Below are 19,193 nucleotides of genomic sequence, written 5' to 3' on the forward strand. Positions count from 1 at the left end.
CCTCTACGACTATTATACGTAGAGGAAGGTCCTTTATTTTGTATAAAAGTGTCGAATCTCGGAAATTTGTGCCGCATTTAGCTGATGCTCTGCTAGGAAATACGCTTCGTATGTACCATACCGCGCTTTGATGGTGTCAAATACACGTGTTAAAAAGAGCGAATCACAACCTGCAAGTGCTTTTAATGTGGAATGATCACCTAGATGATTCATCGCAAATACATACCAGCGCGGTGGATGCTCTTCAATATAGGCATTCGTTAATAAATACTCCTCCATAATTTTTTCTTCACTAACACCTAATAGTAAATAAATCAGCGCCGCGCCGACGCCTGTTCGGTCCTTACCAGCTGAGCAGTGATGTAGGAGCGGGACATTCTTAGCAGCTACTTGTTGAAGTAATACACGATATACTTCATTATCAAATGGTAATTCCGCATAAAAATCAGCAAATAAGTCCGGTGTGATTTTTTCAAGTACCGCTTGATTTGAAAAAACTTCTTCCATCGACATACGTTTCATCGCGTCTGTTGTATCCTTTCTTGCGGGAATACGGGTCATCTTAACACCAGGTAGAATAGGCGATGGTTGTTTTTCTGCTTCGACATCATCGCGGTAATCAATCACCGTTTTGATGTTCATAGTTTGCAATGTCGCAATATCCGTAGCTGTTGCATCAGCTAATGCACCGCAGCGAAATAACAGGCGTTCCTTTACAACATGGCCATCTATCGTTTGTACGCCACCCATATCTCTAAAATTTGATAATTGTTCCATTTTTAACACCTCCTATGTCATTTATGTCATAAATATTTTAAAAATGCAAAAAAAAAGGCTAACCAATTGTTAGCCTTTTTGATTATATAATGCCGTAAACCCTTCTAATAAGCGCTTTTCAAAATGTGCTGTTTGTTCTTGAAGTAGCATTTGATAGCTTTTCACAACCGTATCATCTACTGTAGCAAGCGTTGTCGCAGATGTAGATAATAAAACAATTTCAGCCTGCGGATCACGTTGTCGAATTTCTTCAGCAAGTGCAAAACCCTCATCGTTTTCTAAATCTACACTTATGTAATAGACCTCTGCACGGTGTAATGTTAAAAACTGTTGTACAGATGTATGTTTTCTTGTCGTTAAAACGAATTCTACTTTCCAATCTGAAGTTTTCGCCAGACGCTCTAATGAGTTATGTACAAAATTAATTGTTGAATAGTTGTCGTCACAAATAACGATACGCATGTTAAATTCCTCCTACGTAACCTTTTAGCATTAGTTAATAATAGCATAAAAATATCAATAATATCTTACTTAAAAGCATTAATTTATTACAAATATGATAAATTGATTACTTAATATATCAAACAAAGTACTTTGTATCTATTTTTATCATATACATTTTTATTAAAAAAACAAATATATTATACTAAAAAAAGAAGAGATTATCCCAACATAGGACAATCTCTTCTTTTTTTTACTATTATTTAGTTGTTAATGGATACGAATCGAGCGTATGTTTGAATAGCTACTATAATATTTCTTGCCATTTTCTGTACGATAGCTACGCACTTTATACGTGTAGGTATTGCCCTTTTTCACAGTTTTGTCTGTGAATTTTACTGTTTTCGTATCAAGTGTTTTGATTTTTTTAAATAGCCCATCATTAGTTGAGCGATAGACAACATATTTTTCGGCACCAGTTACTTTTTTATAACTTCCTGAAACTGTCAATCCTTTTTTCGTTAATGCAGCTAGGGTCGAGGTTGCCGGGCGTGGCTTCACCGCAAACGCCGATGATAATTCACTTTTTAGTACAATTCCATTTATTTCTGTTAATGCACGTATTTTATAATAATACGTCGTACCTGTCGCTAATTTTTTATCCGTTATTGCGGTTGCAGTTGTTGTCGCAACCTTTTCATACTCGCCATCTTTCTTTAATGCGCGGTATACTTCATATTTAGTTGCCCCATCCGAAGCTTCCCAAGATAATTTTGCACTATTATACGTAATTTTTGTTACTTGAAGTGTCGGTTGTGGAGGCGCGGTTACAAATTTCGCATAGACTGTTTTATCCTCCGAAAATTTTTCATTACGACTCACTTTTGTCGTAAATGCCGCATCATTATATAATCCCTCTAACACCGCATCTTCTTGCTTCGGCAGTGGAATTTCATACCCTGATTCTGCTTTTTGGCTCGCAATCACCTGTCCATCTGCCGTTTTAACGGTAATATTTTTTGCATAATCGGTCGTATCTGAACCAGTACCTGTCGTGAAGTTCCAAACAGGTGAGCGTTTTTCGCCTCCAAATTCATCCGTTACTTTGACATACCAACTATAGTTGGTGTTTGACTGCAGTCCACGCCAGCGCGCTTGTACCGTTTCACCATCTGCTACATCATATAATTTATTGATTGGCTCATTTGTATACACATTGAAATGAATCGAATCTGTTGCGACCATCTTTTCTCTTGGTGCAATATCGATTGCCATTTCAAATTGATCTTTTTCTGGATAATCTTCTGGGTCATAGTAATTGTTTTTATTTAAATAGGGTGAATAAGTTTCTACGTTGATTTTATTACTAATCGGATTAACCTTTAGTAGACGCAAGAAGCCTTGACCACCTTCAGCGCCACTTTGATAATCCATTAATAATTGATGTACTTTACGGTCTGTTCGGCCATCGCCGTCATCATCAATCGGACTAATTAATATTTCCGCATCGGATAAGTGACCCGACAATACAGCCAAGACATTTTTATTCGGTTTTACGACCTTATCGAATAAATAATTTCCTGTATCTGTTCGCTTGCCATCAGTACCTAAATATTCATGGAAGTTTAAAATCGCTTTGCGCTCTGGGTATTTCTTCAGCACGCTATTCATCCAAGCAACTTCTTCTTCACCAATTTCCCAGCCCATATACATCATGATATAGCTTGTTCCTTTTTCACTAATCAAATCATAATGTCCACGGTTATTTTTATAAGAACCACCGTAATAATTTTTATTTACAAAGCGAGATTCCCCAAAATACTTATTATAATTTGTATAATCCGATTCTTTATGTGTCACACTCATAACATCATGATTCCCTGCTAATACACCGTAAGGTACGCCTGCTGTATCAAGTGTCTGCATTGCTGCATCAGCTACTTTCCATTGTTTAGCACTATCATAGGTATCTACTAAATCCCCCGTATGGAAAACATATTTAATGTTTAATGGATTTGCTTGCTGTGCCACCCATTCCGTCATGCGCTTATAAATAGCTGGATAACTTTTTGAATAGTACTGTGTATCACTCATCCATACAAATGAGTAATCAAATTGATTTGTGCTCGCAATTTCATCTTGTACCATCACTTGCACTTCGTTATAGCGTGTATATTGTGTGCCTTTTACAACCGTATTTAATTTAAAATTCTTTTCGTTTTCAGCGATTTTCCAAATTTTCGCTTCCCATTTGGCGCGGTCATAATTCCATATATACATCGTTACTTTTCGACCAACGAGTGATTTCCCTTCCCAGTTCACTTCTATTTCATCTTCTGCTGTAACATTAGCATCTAAATTTAATTTAAAGCGATGATATGGGAATTTCTCGATACTTTTTGTCGTCACATAATTCCCATCTGTTGCTGCAACCGCTTCTTTATCATATACTTCGACCTCACCTAATGATGCAAGCTCATCTGGCGGCTCTTTTTCGGCATTATTTTCGACCACAGTCACATTATTGTTAATGGCCTCATAGGAGTAGCCGCGATTAAAGGCAACATCGACATTATCATTTGTTGGATCACTTACTTTCACATTTAATAACGGTGCTGTATTTTCTGTTGTGCTATTTATTGTTGGACCGACTAATAGTGGTTCATACGGCATTTCTTCTTTTGTCGTAAACTTCACGGTTTTGCTTGCGCTATTGCCTAAGCGATCTGTTGCTTGGAAAACAATCGTATGCTCTCCCGCACTCAAAGCAGCACTCGATGTATCATATGGTAACTCAATCGGCTCGCCGTCTAGTGTTGCAGTTGCACCATCTGTCGCATTGGCATCAATAATCTCGGCATTAATTGTGAATGCACCTTTATACGTTTCTTTATTCGCAATCGAGCTATTAATCGTTGGCGCTGTATTATCAACAATGACTTTAGCTGTCTTTTTTGACTTGCCATTTTTCGAAACAATCGTATGCTCACCATCTTTTAGCGTCGTTGTATCTAGCTGATACGTTTTCGCATTATATGCATTATCTGGAATTTCAAAAATCGGTTCAATAAAAGTTGGTGTATTCCCCGCATCTCCAATTTCAATAATTTTTGTCGGGTCCATATAATTTTTCGGATACAATGTCGTACCATCATTTAAAACAAGGCGCATATTTCGAACGAGTATATCATTTAAATTGGCACCTGATGTATCAAATGCAGAATCCTTTGATCCTGCACGCACTTGAAATGTACGATTGTCTCCTTTTGTGAAATATTTTGATTCGACTGGTACGGTAATCGCTGTAAAATCATCATAGCGGTCATCGAACGTTTTTAATACCGTTTTGCCAATAGTTACTGCATTTTTATAATAATTTGCGGTTTGGTTCGTCTCAAATGCAAAGTAGGCACCCGCTGGTAATTCATATGTCATTTTCGATGTCACATCTGTACCATCAATCGTCATTTTAGAGGCTGTTGGTGTTTTTGAATGCATCGCCTTAATATTGACAGTTTTCGTTAGCAATGTGCTATTTTCCACATTCATTTGTAGTCCTGAAATTTTTTCATTTCCTAAAATTTCAATAGCACGAGGTGACGTTTTCGTCTGCTTGTCGCCATCCGATGCTACTACATAATATTTAAATAAAGAATGCCCAATTAAATCCGCACGTGGAATAATCGCATGATACAATCCATCCGTACCTTTTTTCATATTTAATGGACGGTAATCTGCATCACCATTACGCTTATAATAAAATGTGGCCGTTTTGACATCGGTATCTGCACGTAGCTCAAATGCTAAATGCGCATCCTCTTCTGTCGAAAAGTTTTCAGCTTCTGTATTATCATAAATAACTGGTGGGTAATAGGACTGCGCAAGCGTTACCGATTGCGTTGGCACTTGGAAACCCTCCACTATACCTGGTGTACCTGCTGTCTCTTTCGATGAAATAATACGCATTCTTTTTTTGCCATCGATTGGATATGCATAAACAATTGCTTGATTTAGTCCAACATCAAGATTTTTCTCATCTTGATTGTAAAACGCTGTTGAAATATCTGTACGCGTATTTGTCGCAATCGCTACACCACGATAAGAGCCATTTGTTAAACCACTTCCTTCAATACGCACAACTTGTTTCCCTTCCTCTAGTGCTGTCTGATAATGTGCATTAAAATCTTGAATACTTAGTTGACGGTTGCCATCATTTGTAATCCAAAAGACCATTGCTTTACCAGGTTCTAAATTCAAATCTCCTTTTTGCTGTACGGGCCATATTAAATCACCCTTCGCTCCCTTTGAAGGATAACGATATTGGATATTATAATCTTTTAAATTAATCGTACTTGTTGAATTATTATAGACCTCAATATATTCATAGGCCTCTGTGTCGCCGATTTTTGTCGTACGAGCCATTACTTCTGTAATGAGTAATGACGGCACTTTTTCAGGTTTATATTCAGGCTGATTTTCATAAACCGTAAATTCATCTGAATATTCTTGGTCTCCGTTTACAGTTGCGGTCATATAATATGTAATATTTTGACCTTGGCGTAAGTCAGGAGTTAAAACGGCTTCATATTTGTTGTTTACTTGAACCATCTCAAGTTGTTTCCATTCGTTATCTAGCTCTGTATGGTAATTTAATACCACATTTGATACAGAAGATGAGTTAAACGTTGTTGAAATCGTTAAATCTTGTAATGGTCCGGCACTTTCTGGTGGGGTATGTATAAAAGAGGAAGTGCTATTGGGATTTATTATGGATGATAAATTTAATGTATTAAATGGTATAGTTTGTTGCGCATTTGCTGCATGTCCTTCTGTTGCAATCAACGTTGTAGACGTAATAATAGCTGAAGCAGTTAATATATTTTTAACTATTTTTTTCAATGAATAAACCTCCTATTGTCACAAATCCTCTCTATTATAAATGAAAAGTCATATTAATTCCCTTATTTTTACCAAAATAGTATTAAAATAAGTGCTAAAAAGAATAAACATTCGAACTAACATTAAGTAATTTTTTTGAAATAAGTTCATTTTGATGAAAAGATGGTTTTTAAAAGCGTGGATTTTTTACTTTAATGAAATGTTTTTTATTTTTATATATACTAGCGAGATATGTTTATTTTATTAAAAAGTAATATAAAAAGAGATTGATTTATTATCAATCTCTTTTTCGTGTACGGTTATTGATAAAAATACTGTTTTTTTGCCGCTTCTTTTTCCGTATCCGTCAAAGTACTCAGCGTTTTATGGCCATTTTTCATAATCGTTAAATCATTGCCTGCTAACGTAACTGTACCATCTTCCGTACATTTCGTTAGCAATGGTCGTTTATTAAATACCGAGTCCTCGCTGTTTTCAATAATTTGCTGCGAATCAAGTAGTTGTGCTTGTGTAATCGGCTTTATATTAAAGCGATACGCAAGAACAAATTGTTCATCACGATAACGACGCTTCATATATAAATCATTCCCTTCAATACGGTAGTCACCGTTCGTCGATGACACTGTACGGCCATCTAAAGGCACTGCCATCAATGGAACATTATTACCAAACCCTGCATCAACAAGGTACTGCTCCCCGTGTTCCTCTAGCAATATCAATGTATGCGTATAGCCAGTTTTTGAAAATTCTTCATGCAGTGCATCGTAAATAACTGCCGAAATTAGTTGCACATGAAAGTCATTTTCCGTTAAAACCGTAGCTAATAGCGGATTAATTTCGTAGCACAGTCCACCGCGTTGTTGCTGTAAGATTTTCTTCGCTGTCCCTTCTTCCGATAATACCTCTGATGCCCCTTCGATAATATCCAAGTTTTCAAACGGTATATAGTCCGCGACATGTCGTAATAGTAGCGGCAAGTGTTTCATATCAATTTTTGTTCCAGACAAGCGTATACGCGCTAAAAATGCTTCTGTTAACATATTATCACCTGCTTTATTAGTTTCTTTCTACAGTATAACGCAAATTAAAAAAAGCCGAGGAATACATACCCTCCGACTTGTTATTTTGCTGCATATGTTTTTAATGCTTTTGGGAAAGCACTTGTATTCCATTGATGATTTTTTGCTAATTTCGCATCACTAATTAAGAAGTAATGATACTTATTAGCAGCTGAATCATCCCATGTTGTATCTAGGTTGTACCAATTGCCATTTAATTTTACTTTATTCCATGCGTGATTCTCCCCGCCCGCAAATCCTGTTACATAGCGTACATCAATATCTAATTCTTTTAATAAATAATACGTTGTCATCGCATACCCTTGGCATACCGCACGACCATCGTACATCACGCCATAAATCGAATAGCGATCTGCCTCACGACTATCGTATTTTGTTTGCCCAATGACATAGTTATGGACATTTTTCACTTGCTTATATGGTGAATTCGGATATTTTTTCTTAATTTTTTTCGCTACACGCTTAATTTTATCTAGCGCCTTCGCTTGCTTTGCCTTGCTCGTATAATACTTGACGTTAAACGTCGCTTCGCCGCCATTTTTACTACGATAAGATGTCACGGTATAACTTTTTACAACCGAATCAATTTCTGGTTTCTTTGCAATCGCATTTGGAATGAGCTGATTGACATATTTCGCAAAGTCATCGCCATTTCCTATATATTTGATTGTAAATGTTTTATCTAAATCGATTAAATGTTTTTCAACACTTGCTTTTAATTCCGTCATAGTCGACGGTGATTTGGCGCGCACCGATGTTAATTCTACTGTTCCTGCAATCAATAAACTTAAGCAACTTACTACAATAATTAATAACTTCTTCATAATATTTGTTACGTAATGCCTCTTTTCTGTTGATACCTTATTAGTGTAAAAGGAATTCAACAAAAAAGGACAAATTGTGCAAAAAACCGTATTAAAATGATATAAATTTGATATTTTTTTACTTAAACGATGATTTCCCCTGTTCTTTTTAATAAAAAAACAAGACTAGGACAAAACATGTCATTCTTCCAACGTTCGCAAAAAAACCGGAACCGCGCCACAGCACGTTTCCGGTTTTTTTATGCTCCTAGGAGCGGTTGTTTTTACATGTACGTCATAACTTCGTTTAATTAATCAATTATTTACGTTCTACAGCGTGGCCGCCAAATTCATTACGAAGTGCTGCAACAACTTTACCTGTAAATGTATCATCTTCTTGTGAACGGTAGCGCATCATTAATGATAATGCTGTAACCGGAACGGCTGTCCCTAGCTCAAGAGCTGTCTCAACTGTCCATTTACCTTCACCTGAAGAATGCATAACTCCTTTAATTGTTTCTAGTTTAGGGTCTTTTGAGAATGCATTTTCTGTTAATTCCATTAACCATGAACGGATAACAGAACCGTTATTGAAGACATGCGCTACTTTTTCGTAATCATAATCATAATTTGATTTTTCAAGTACTTCAAAGCCTTCTGCGATTGCTGCCATCATCCCATATTCGATACCATTATGAATCATTTTTAAAAAGTGACCAGAACCCGCTTCACCTGTGTATAGGTAACCGCCTTCTACGCAAATGTCAGCGATGAAAGGTTCGATTGTAGCAAATGCCTCTGCATTGCCACCAATCATCATACAAGCACCATTACGTGCGCCTGATGTACCACCTGATGTACCAACATCCATGAAGTGAATGCCTTGTTGTTTTAAATCATCCGCAAATGCAATTGCTTCTTTGTAATGTGAGTTCCCACCATCAATTAAAATATCGCCTTCTGATAATAAACCTTTTAATGTTTCGATTGTTTGTACCGTAATATCACCTGCTGGTACCATTAACCAAACGATGCGTGGTGTTTCTAATGCGTCAACCATATCTTCTAAAGATGCTTTATATGTGCCACCTACTGCTGTAAATTTTTCGCCTGCTTCTTGATTCACATCAAAAGCTGTTACCGTGTGTTTGTGATCCATTAAGTTTTCTGCTAAATTGAAGCCCATTTTTCCAAGGCCAACTAAACCAATATTCATAAGGCATTCTCCTTTTTTCTCGTTATTTTCTTTTATTATACCGAATTTTTTTTCATTTTAAAACTATTAATAAGAAATATTTTTTCTAAAGTTGATTATGCTATAATAAATTTACTTTCATATAAAGGAGTTTTCGTATGACGCAAAACACATTACGCAAAATTCAATCCATGTATCCTCGCTTAAGCGATAAAGAGAAAAAGATTGCTGACTTCGTGTTAGAAAACCCAGATCATATTATCCAAAATACAATCAATGGCGTTGCAGAGCAGCTTCATGTGGCAGATGCGACAGTTTTCCGCTTCTGTAAACGCCTTGGCTTTAAAGGCTATCAAGCAATGAAAATTGCCTTAGCACAAGAAGCAATCGCCCCTTTAAAGCAAATTCATGAAGAAATTCAAGAGGGCGATTCGGAAGAAACAATTACATCAAAAATTTTCAAATCGAATATTCAAACGCTTGAAAATACCGAAAATATTTTAGAAGCACAATCACTAGAGTCAGCAGTAGACCTGTTACATACCGCTTCTGAAGTTTATTTCTTCGGTACAGGTGGCTCGATGATTATCGCGATGGATGCTTACCATAAATTTGTACGTACAGGTGTAAAATGTTATTCATTTATTGATTCGCATTTCCAACTGATGGCGGCTAGTCAAATGAAACCTACCGATGTAGCGGTTATCGTCTCCCACTCTGGGAAAAATCGTGACACACTGAATATTGCACGCGTTGTACATGAATCGGGCGCTAAAATCGTGGCGATTACAGGCTTCCCAAAATCAAACTTGGCACAAATTGCCGAAGTATCCCTTTTCACAAGCTCCGAGGAGACGGAATACCGCTCTGAAGCACTTTCTAGCCGTATTGCACAGCTCAGCTTAATTGATGCGCTGTACGTCAATATTATGGTGCTACGTAAGGATACGTCGACAGATGCAATGAAAAAGGTACGTCACGCTATTTTAAATACCCGTATTTAAAAAAAAGAATGTAAGCGTTTTACTGAAGAGGTTGAAAAAAAGGTCGGAACAATACTTAATTGTTCCGGCCTTTTTTATTAAATAAATGCGTTAACGATAAGTGCAAGAATAAACGCTGAGAATGATAATATAGTTTCAAGCGCTGTCCACGTTTTAAATGTTTCTTTAATTGTTAGACCTAAGTATTCTTTTACCATCCAGAAGCCGGCATCATTAACATGTGAGAACATTAATGAACCTGCACCTGTTACAATAACAAGTAATTCTTTGTTGACACCCGTCATATGCTCAATAATTGGCGCTACAATCCCTGCTGCTGTTGTTAATGCAACTGTTGCTGAACCTGTCGCAATACGGATAAGCCCCGCAATAACGAAAGCTAATACAAGCGGTGATAAATCAAAGTTTTGTGCAAGGTTCCCGATTGTCGCACCAACACCAGAGTCGATTAAAATTTGTTTAAAACCGCCACCAGCACCAATGATAAGTGCGATAGAGCCGACTGGCATAATACAGTCTTCTGTAAATTCTTTCATTTGTTTCTTCGTAATACCTAAACGATGTCCTAAGAAATAATACGCAGCAAATACTGAAATTAATAAGGCGATTAACGGACTACCAATAAAAGCAAATACATGTTCTGTGCCTTTACCAGCACCAATTAATTTTGTTAAATAACCAGCCATTGTACCAAATACCATTAAAATAACGGGTAGTAAGATGATGAAGAATGACATACCAGTTGATGGCATTTGTGAGTCATCTTTATCTTCTATAATGATTGTTTTTGGTTTGCCTTCTGGTTTCACACGCTTGCTAATGAATTTGGCGAATAATGGACCGCCTAAAATACCTGCTGGAATGGCGATAATTAATGAGTACAATAATACTTTGCCCATATCAGCACCATAAATACCAATAGCAGCGACAGCCCCTGGGTGTGGAGGAACTAAACCATGAACGATTGATAAACCAGCGATTGCAGGTAACCCAATCAGTAACAAGTTTTTCTTAGAAGCTTTCGCAATGGAAATAATTAATGGAAGAAGGATTAAAATTCCGACTTCAAAGAATACGGGAATTCCGATAATAAAACCTGATAAAAACATTGCCCATGGCAAACGTTTTTCTCCGAATACTTTAATAAAGAAATTTGCGATTCGCAGTCCGGCACCTGATTCGGCAAGCATCTTACCTAAAATCGTACCTAACGCGATAATACCAATCAAGTGACCTAATGTACCGCCAACACCTGTTTCGTAAGCGGTAACAATTTTATCAAAGGACATGCCTGAGAAAATCGCCAAGAATAAACTAGCAACAACTAAACTAATGAACGCGTGCCATTTGAAGACTGAAACGCCGACAATGACGATGACGATGGCTAATAATGTAATGAGTAATAAATAAGCGTCCAATTACTTCATCTCCTTTGGAATTGTAATTTTTAAAAATGTAAGCATTTTCATTAACGTTATTATACGAAAAAAATTTTCTTTTTTCAATATAAATAATTAAAAAAAATTCATTGCACTCTTGTGCTTCAAGAAAAAAATCTGTTTCTTGTGTACGATTTTTATATTCCCTTATTTATTTCTACTATTCATGAACTATTTTTTCATATTGTCAAATAACAAAATTTTACTCATTTCTAAAAAAACGGTATGATAAGAGTAATCGAATAAGGAGTGATAACTATGACATCATTAGCACAGCATTCAGAATCATTCGAACAGATAGGAAATCATGTAGGAATTTTAGTATTGCATGGCTTTGCGTGTACAACACAATCTGTACAACCGTGGGCAGAGGCTTTTGCCAAACGCGGTTACACGGTAAAAATGCCTATTTTAGCGGGGCATGGTACAACACCCGAGGATTTATACAATACGACGATTGAACAGCTTGTCCATAGCGCAACGGCCGCTTTAGAATGGCTACAAGAACGCACAGAGCACCAAGTTATTTGCGGGTTCGATTTTGGCGGCACAATCGCGCAACATCTTGCACAACAATATCACGTAGATGGCTTACTGCTATTAAATGCAGCCTATCAATTACCTGCCAAAATGCTTGATAACGTTGAGGCGATCATTCAATCAAGCGACACATACGGTCCTATCGGGACAGCTGACATCAAAAATCCACGCGCAACCGTTTATCGCTATGATAAATACCCTGTTGCATTAGCTCGTGAAATGATTATATTTACAAAAGATGTGGCTGCGCAATCAAATCGTATTCAAGCACCGCTCCTTGTTATGCATTCAACAGATGACCATGTGCTTCCACCTCAAACGGTTGATCACTTAATCGCAACAGCTTCTTCAAAAGAAAAACATTTAATTATGTTACAAGATAGCTATCACTATGCGTTAGTTGACTACGATGCACCGCGTATCGTCGAGCAATCTCTCTATTTCGTTAAAGGGATTGATCCAGATCGTTACGCGCAGCCAATTGAAGAAAAACAAAAAAGAAAACGTCGTCGTTAATTTTCCACACAAAAAACCCGGAAACAATTGTTTCCGGGTTTTTTGTGTATTTATTGTTGTTTGATTAGTGCGATATGCGTGATTTCTCCATCAGCATCACAATCAATCACAAATTGACCATTTGAATAACGCTCTGCATGACGATATTTCGATACCGCTAACGTTTCCGGCTGACCTTTTTTCGTTTCAATTACGACTAAATCATCTTTTTCTACACGACGCACATCAACAATACGATGTGGTTTTGATTTTAAGTCTCGTAAAATCGTTAAACCGCGTTTTGCACGACCTGTTAATTCAAAATCAGCAATACGCATACGTTTAACTGCCCCGCGATGTGTCACGATAAATACATCGCCCTGATCATCTGCATCGACAATAACAACCGATGCAATATAATCCCCATCTTTTAAGTTTGCTGCTTTAATACCTGCTGTTCGCGTGCTTGTTGGTGCTACCTCTTCCATTGGGAAGCGAAGCTCGTAGCCGTCATGGGTTACTAAAATAACATCTTTCGCGCTATCATCAACAATTTGTGCAAAAATTAACTCATCGCCTTTTTTCACATTCATTGCTTTATACGTTTTATTAAAACGTGTAATTAAATATTCTTCTAGTGCTGTTCGTTTAATTTGACCATTTCTTGTAACTGTCACAACGGAGCGTTTTGCCTTGAAATCCGTTACACCTTCAACCGAAATCAGCTGCTCGTCTGCATCAAGCGGTACAATACTTGAAATGTGTTGTCCAAGATCTTTCCAACGAATGTCTGGAAGATCATGAACGAGTTGTAAAATATAACGACCTTTATTCGTAAAGAGCATGACATGCTGCTGCGTATTAATGAAAGCTTGATAACATACGTGATCCGATTCTTTCATCGCTAATTCTTTTCCGTTAGATGATTTATATGAGCGTGGACTCGTACGTTTAATATAGCCATCTTCTGTTACAGATACGACTACTTCTTCATTTGGAATTAAAACATCCATATCCACTTTAATTTCTTGCACTTCTGCTTCGATAACGGAATGACGTGTTGTTTTAAAATCTTTTTTAATCGCTGTCAATTCTTTGCGTAATACGGCAATTAATTTTTTATTATCACCTAAAATTTCTTCAAGTTCGCTAACTCGTTTTGTTAATTGTAGATGCTCTTCTTCAAGCTCTGTAATATCAGTATTAGTTAAACGATACAGTTGTAATGATACGATTGCTTCCGCTTGTGTCTCAGAAAACGCAAATTGTTCTATTAAATTATGTTTGGCATCTTTTTTATCTTTTGATGCGCGGATTGCTTTAATAACTTTATCCAAAATAGATAAAGCTTTCATTAGCCCTTCTACAATATGTAGACGTGCTTTGGCTTTTTTTAAGTCAAATTGCGCGCGACGTGTAATAACATCTTTTTGGTGATTTACATACGCTTCCAACATTAATGGCAATGTCATCATTGTTGGTCGACGGTTATGAATCGCAATCATATTAAAGTTATAGGTTACTTGTAAATCCGTATTTTTAAATAAGAATGGTAAAATCGGTGCTGCTGGTGCATCTTTTTTCATTTCAATAACGATACGAAGACCTTGGCGATCTGATTCATCACGCACTTCCGAAATATTATCTAGACGTTTATCTAAACGTAAGTCGTCCATTTTTTTCACAAGATGCGCTTTATTCACGTCAAACGGAATTTCTGTAATGACAATTTGCTCTTTTGACCCTTTTAATTGTTCAATGTCTGTTTTCGCACGTACGATAATTTTACCGCGTCCTGTTTCGTATGCCTTTTTAATGCCTTCTGCACCTTGAATAATACCACCTGTTGGGAAATCTGGACCCGGTAATACCTTCATTAATTCATCAACTGTCACAGTTGGTTTTTTCAAATATAATAATGCAGCGTCAATGACTTCATGAAGTGCATGTGGTGGAATATCCGTTGCATAACCCGCAGAAATCCCGGTTGCGCCATTCACTAATAAATTTGGGAAGCGCGCAGGTAATACAGTTGGCTCTAAATCCTGATCATCAAAGTTTGGAATGAAATCAACTGTTTCTTTTTGTAAATCACGTAATAATTCAATTGAAATTTTTGATAAACGCGCCTCTGTATAACGCATCGCGGCAGGTGGGTCACCATCAAGTGAACCGTTATTACCGTGCATTTCAATTAGTGGCATGCTTGATTTCCAATCTTGACTCATACGAACCATTGCCTCGTACACACTTGTATCACCATGTGGGTGGTAGTTACCAATTACGTTACCGACTGTTTTCGCCGATTTACGGAATGGTTTATCCGCTAAATTCCCTTCATTGAACATCGCATATAAAATACGACGTTGCACGGGTTTTAATCCATCGCGTGCATCTGGTAGTGCACGGTCCTGAATAATATATTTACTATAACGACCAAAACGGTCTCCAATCACATCTTCTAAAGGAAGATTTTGATAGCTCTCAGCCATTACTAAACCTCTCCCTCTGCAATAAACTCATTTTCTAAAATATTACTGTCTTCTTCCATACTGAAGTCAACATTGGATTCAATCCATTTACGACGGGGCTCTACTTTATCACCCATCAATGTCGAAACACCGCGTTCAGCGCGCTCTAAATCATTAATTGTTACACGAATTAATGTACGTGTTTCAGGATTCATTGTTGTATCCCATAATTGGTCAGCGTTCATCTCCCCTAACCCTTTATAGCGTTGTAGAATGTAGCCTTTCCCAACTTTTGCAATGGCACCATCTAAATCCTCATCTGTCCAAGCATATTCAATGACTTCTTTACGGCCACTACCTTTAGATATTTTATATAAAGGTGGCAGTGCAATATATACTTTTCCTGCTTCAATAAGCGGGCGCATATAACGGAAGAAGAATGTTAATAATAGCACCTGAATATGCGCACCATCTGTATCGGCATCGGTCATAATGATTACTTTATCGTAAGCAGAATCTTCTACTTTAAAATCTGTACCAATCCCTGCTCCAATTGCATGAATAATCGTCGCAATCTCTTCATTTTTTAAAATATCTTGCATTTTTGCTTTTTCAGTATTCACAACTTTCCCACGTAATGGCAAAATCGCTTGGAATGTACGGTCACGCCCCTGTTTCGCAGAACCACCCGCAGAATCCCCTTCGACTAAATACAATTCATTTTTCGACGCATTTTTTGATTGTGCAGGCGTTAATTTACCCGACAAGATATTTGCTTGTTTTTTGTTTTTCTTGCCGTTACGCGCATCCTCACGTGCTTTACGCGCCGCTTCACGCACTTGTTGTGCACGAATTGCTTTACGAACAAGTGATGCAGATAGATCTGCGTTTTCTTCTAAAATGTACATCAATTTTTGTTGAATCACACCATCGACTGCACCGCGTGCTTCACTTGTGCCTAATTTACCTTTTGTTTGGCCTTCAAATTGTAAAAGATTTTCAGGAATTCGCACCGAAATAATCGCTGCTAAGCCTTCTCGAATATCTGAACCATCTAAGTTTTTATCTTTTTCTTTTAACAAACCAATTTTGCGAGCATAATCATTAAAGACGCGTGTCATCGCTGTTTTTGCACCGGTCTCATGTGTACCGCCATCGCGTGTACGAACATTGTTGACAAATGACAGAATCGTTTCTGAATAGCCATCGTTAAATTGGAATGCAAACTCGACCTCAATTTCATCTTGAGTTCCTTCAATATAGTGAACGGGGTGTAATACGTCTTTATCTTCATTTAAATAAGATACGAAAGCTTCGATCCCATTATCATAGTGATATACTTCATGTTTTTCTGTTGCTTCTTCAATTAGTTCAATTTTTAAACCTTTTAGTAAAAAGGCAGATTCACGCAAACGCTCTGCTAAAATGTCGAAATTGAATTTTGTAACAGAGAAAATTTCTGGGTCTGGTTTGAAATGCACCATTGTCCCAGAATCTTTTGTTGAACCGATATGTTCTAATGTTGTAGCTGGCTTCCCGCCATTTTCAAAGCGCATATAATATTTTTCACCGTTACGATGAATTTCTAATTCCAATACACTTGATAAGGCATTTACAACAGATGAACCTACACCATGTAAACCACCACTTGTTTTATAGCCACCTTGACCAAATTTACCGCCGGCATGTAGCACCGTAAAAATAACTTCTGGTGTTGGTTTGCCAGTTTTGTGCATCCCTGTAGGTAAGCCACGTCCATGGTCAATGACCGTAATCGATTGATCTTCATGAATTTTTACGATGATATGATTACCATATCCTGCTAATGCTTCATCGACTGCGTTATCGACAATTTCGTAAACAAGGTGATGTAGACCACGTCCATCCGTAGAACCGATATACATCCCTGGTCGTTTTCGAACCGCTTCTAATCCTTCTAATACTTGAATCGCATCTTCATTATAAGATGTCATTGTTTGTTTTGTTGTCAAAAAAATTCCCCCTAGAGCAAACACCCGTTCGTATTTCCTTAGTTTAACACTCATTATATCACTGTCAACTGCTCACGTCACGAATTGACTCACGCATTATTGTACTACAAACGTTGAATTGAAAGCAAAATAAGAATAGAATATGAAAGACAAATGTTCAATTGTAACCTGTTTATCATATATGCTAAAATAATTAGTATATATTATTAGCACCTACTACTAAAATTTAAAAGGAGCTCTTTGCATGAACTTATTTCTTGTCCTTATCTTAGCTTATTTATTGGGTTCTATTCCAACGGGCTTATGGATTGGCCGTGCATTTTTTAAAACAGATATCCGCGAACACGGCAGCGGTAATTTAGGCGCCACGAATACATTTCGTGTACTTGGAAAACCAGCTGGTTCTATTACGATGGTCATCGATATTTTAAAAGGAACAGCAGCTACGCTATTACCTACATTAAGTGTTTTTGCTGGTAGTGGTGTACCACCGTTAGTTGCAGGTCTTGTAGCCGTTGTCGGACATGTATTCCCGATTTTCGCAAAATTTCGCGGAGGTAAGGCGGTTGCTACATCAGCTGGCGTTCTTTTAGGCTATCACTGGCCCGTTTTCCTTTTAATTGTCCTTGCTTTCTTGGTATGCTTAAAAGTGTTCAAAATGGTTAGCCTTGCTTCGATGTTTGGTGGCGTTGTTGCCTTTGTTTATGCCGTTGTACATTTTTTCATGACAGACGATTGGCTATTATTATTAATCATTACGTTATTAGCTGGTTTTGTTATTTATCGTCATCGTTCAAATATTCAACGCATTAAAGCTGGCACCGAACCAAAAGTCACTTGGCTATAACAAAGGAGTGTTTTCCATCATGAAAATTGTTATTTCAAACGCTGCATTAAATTGGTTCAAAGAAGAAATGGATGCCGAGCCTTCAAGCTCGATTAAGTTTTTCGCGCGCTATGGCGGATCGAATCCATTTCATGAAGGCTATTCAATTGGTGTCACATTTGATGATCCGATTGAAGAAGCTGTCATAAATGATGTAGATGGTATTCATTTCTTTATCGAAAACGATGATTTATGGTTTTTTAATGACCACGATTTACATGTTGATGTAAACACTGAATTAGAAGAGTTAACGTATGACTATGTAAAACCATAGCATCTTCTCTACATAAAAAGAGACTTTGACATACGTGTAAAAATGACCACTTCTAGGAGTATAAGAAAAACCGGAATCGCGCAGTAGTGCGGTTCCGGTTTTTTGTTGTGAACGCTTAAAAAAAATGGGGCGTTTTTTGTTCCGGCCCTTTTTTACTATGTAAGCATTTAAGCTTGTTGTTCCGCAATTTCAATATATTTATTGAACCATTCTTCATTTATTTTTTTAAATGATACAGGACGGAAATTTTCTTTTTTCACAATAATATGCTCTGTTGTCGCTGTCGCAGCTACGGTACCATCTTCATGTAGTACTTCGTAAGCGTAGACTGTTCGCAATTTATCTTGTGATTTTACCCATGTTTTAACAAAAGCCGGCTCCCCATAGCGAAGGGCTGCTTTATAGTTAATATTGACGTTCATAACTGGTGATACATAGCCTTTTTCTTCTACTTCAATGAAAGAATATCCAAGATCCGTAATGAGTTGTGAACGTCCTAATTCAAGCCACACGACGTAATTGGCATGATAAACGACACCCATTTGGTCTGTTTCTGCATAGCGAATTTCGATTTCCTTTATACTTGTAAACATAATTGGTCACCTCAGCACCCATTATGACGCAGTTACCAGCAAAAGAAAAGACTTGAATTAACGCGCTGCGGCTTCTTTGGCAACAAGTAAGCCAACGTATTTATTTTTCTTCCATATGCTTGACCACTGACTGTTAGGAACTGGCTGATTGCCGTCATATGGCGCAATTTCAATCGTAATACCAGGTTTTCCAGTCGTCGCCACAAACCAATCCTGTCCAGCGCCAGAACCATTTACAACGCCTGTAGTGTTGTCTGGGCGATATCCTGTCATTTGTTGAATCTGCGTCACGAGTGGTTGATGCTG

General features: G+C 37.4%; 15 protein-coding genes. 4 read left to right on the top strand and 11 right to left on the bottom strand.

The window, feature by feature from the left end:
• Positions 1–33 precede the first annotated feature (33 nt).
• The 6 genes from QI30_RS06390 to gnd all read right to left on the bottom strand — a co-directional run bounded on the left by QI30_RS06390 (position 34) and on the right by gnd (position 9,215).
• The gene (locus QI30_RS06390) at positions 34–777 is read right to left on the bottom strand and encodes a tyrosine-protein phosphatase (protein WP_126990098.1); all 744 of its coding nucleotides are present in this window, start codon (positions 775–777) and stop codon (positions 34–36) included.
• Positions 778–846: 69 nt separating this feature from the next.
• Positions 847–1,239 (bottom strand): response regulator, encoded by a 393-nt coding sequence (locus tag QI30_RS06395; protein ID WP_126990099.1) that lies wholly within the window; start codon positions 1,237–1,239, stop codon positions 847–849.
• Between the two features lie 249 nt (positions 1,240–1,488).
• The gene (locus QI30_RS06400; protein ID WP_126990100.1) at positions 1,489–6,117 is read right to left on the bottom strand and encodes a metallophosphoesterase; all 4,629 of its coding nucleotides are present in this window, start codon (positions 6,115–6,117) and stop codon (positions 1,489–1,491) included.
• 299 nt (positions 6,118–6,416) lie between these two features.
• Positions 6,417–7,157, bottom strand: a complete 741-nt coding sequence (locus QI30_RS06405; protein ID WP_126990101.1) for an arylamine N-acetyltransferase family protein — start codon at positions 7,155–7,157, stop codon at positions 6,417–6,419.
• Between the two features lie 80 nt (positions 7,158–7,237).
• On the bottom strand, positions 7,238–8,020 hold the full coding sequence (locus QI30_RS06410; protein ID WP_126990102.1) for a transglutaminase domain-containing protein: 783 nt from the start codon (positions 8,018–8,020) through the stop codon (positions 7,238–7,240).
• A 298-nt stretch (positions 8,021–8,318) separates the two neighbouring features.
• Complete coding sequence (gnd, locus tag QI30_RS06415; RefSeq protein ID WP_126990103.1) at positions 8,319–9,215, bottom strand: phosphogluconate dehydrogenase (NAD(+)-dependent, decarboxylating); 897 nt, start codon at positions 9,213–9,215, stop codon at positions 8,319–8,321.
• Between the two features lie 137 nt (positions 9,216–9,352).
• On the opposite strand from gnd, the gene QI30_RS06420 reads away from it, so the two are divergent.
• A complete protein-coding gene (locus QI30_RS06420; RefSeq protein ID WP_126990104.1) occupies positions 9,353–10,198 on the top strand; it encodes a MurR/RpiR family transcriptional regulator in 846 nt (281 codons plus the stop codon).
• Between the two features lie 77 nt (positions 10,199–10,275).
• On the opposite strand, the gene QI30_RS06425 is transcribed toward QI30_RS06420, so the two are convergent.
• On the bottom strand, positions 10,276–11,616 hold the full coding sequence (locus QI30_RS06425; protein WP_126990105.1) for a gluconate:H+ symporter: 1,341 nt from the start codon (positions 11,614–11,616) through the stop codon (positions 10,276–10,278).
• 279 nt (positions 11,617–11,895) lie between these two features.
• Between QI30_RS06425 and QI30_RS06430 the strand changes: the two genes are divergently transcribed.
• Positions 11,896–12,693, top strand: a complete 798-nt coding sequence (locus QI30_RS06430) for an alpha/beta hydrolase (RefSeq protein WP_126990106.1) — start codon at positions 11,896–11,898, stop codon at positions 12,691–12,693.
• A 50-nt stretch (positions 12,694–12,743) separates the two neighbouring features.
• Here the strand turns inward: QI30_RS06430 and parC are convergent, their stop codons facing one another.
• Both parC and parE read right to left on the bottom strand, forming a co-directional pair.
• Positions 12,744–15,164 (bottom strand): DNA topoisomerase IV subunit A, encoded by a 2,421-nt coding sequence (parC, locus tag QI30_RS06435; RefSeq protein ID WP_126990107.1) that lies wholly within the window; start codon positions 15,162–15,164, stop codon positions 12,744–12,746.
• Positions 15,165–15,166: 2 nt separating this feature from the next.
• Entirely contained in the window at positions 15,167–17,116 is a 1,950-nt protein-coding gene (parE, locus tag QI30_RS06440) for a DNA topoisomerase IV subunit B (RefSeq protein ID WP_233600543.1), read from the bottom strand.
• Positions 17,117–17,378: 262 nt separating this feature from the next.
• Between parE and plsY the strand changes: the two genes are divergently transcribed.
• Together plsY and QI30_RS06450 are read left to right on the top strand one after the other, a co-directional pair.
• Positions 17,379–17,981: a glycerol-3-phosphate 1-O-acyltransferase PlsY gene (plsY, locus tag QI30_RS06445; protein WP_126990109.1), complete on the top strand. Its 603-nt coding sequence runs from the start codon at positions 17,379–17,381 to the stop codon at positions 17,979–17,981.
• A 19-nt stretch (positions 17,982–18,000) separates the two neighbouring features.
• A complete protein-coding gene (locus QI30_RS06450) occupies positions 18,001–18,294 on the top strand; it encodes a HesB/YadR/YfhF family protein (protein ID WP_126990110.1) in 294 nt (97 codons plus the stop codon).
• 167 nt (positions 18,295–18,461) lie between these two features.
• Here QI30_RS06450 and QI30_RS06455 read toward each other — a convergent pair whose 3' ends face one another.
• A complete protein-coding gene (locus QI30_RS06455) occupies positions 18,462–18,887 on the bottom strand; it encodes an acyl-CoA thioesterase (protein ID WP_126990111.1) in 426 nt (141 codons plus the stop codon).
• A gap of 57 nt (positions 18,888–18,944) precedes the next feature.
• Positions 18,945–19,178, bottom strand: a complete 234-nt coding sequence (locus QI30_RS06460; protein ID WP_126990112.1) for a hypothetical protein — start codon at positions 19,176–19,178, stop codon at positions 18,945–18,947.
• Positions 19,179–19,193: the final 15 nt, after the last annotated feature.

Source organism: Candidatus Kurthia intestinigallinarum (genome assembly GCF_003991225.1).
Taxonomy (GTDB): domain Bacteria; phylum Bacillota; class Bacilli; order Bacillales_A; family Planococcaceae; genus Kurthia; species Kurthia populi.